This window comes from Pseudarthrobacter sp. 10T415 (genome assembly GCF_056394175.1).
This window is the reverse complement of record NZ_JBFTHJ010000083.1, coordinates 1-393: the sequence shown is the minus strand read 5'-3', so window position 1 is coordinate 393 and position 393 is coordinate 1. Positions and strand designations below refer to the sequence as shown.

The window sequence follows — 393 nt, the reverse complement described above, 5'->3', positions numbered from 1 at the left end:
GCCCTGGATCAGAGCAATGAGTCTTTAATCAATCTGCTGGCGGGTTGGTTTAGCGATCTTGGGTTTAACGTTGAGGTTCTGCCCGTCCCCGGAACTCGCCACAAATTTAACCTGCTCGCCAGTACCGGACATGGCGCGGGCGGCCTGCTGCTGGCTGGGCACACTGACACCGTGCCGTTTGATGATGGCCGCTGGACGCGCGATCCGTTCACGCTGACCGAGCATGACAACAAGCTTTATGGTCTGGGCACCGCCGACATGAAAGGCTTCTTCGCCTTTATCCTCGACGCGCTGCGTGACGTGGACGTGACGAAGCTGAAAAAACCGCTCTACATTCTGGCGACCGCCGATGAAGAGACCAGCATGGCGGGCGCACGTTATTTCTCTGAAAAC

General features: G+C 57.3%; 1 protein-coding gene. It reads left to right on the top strand.

All coding sequences use genetic code 11. The features are described 5' to 3' along the window. The coding region (locus AC1DBN_RS21565; protein ID WP_477724210.1) for a M20/M25/M40 family metallo-hydrolase at positions 1–393 on the top strand (393 nt) is incomplete at both ends.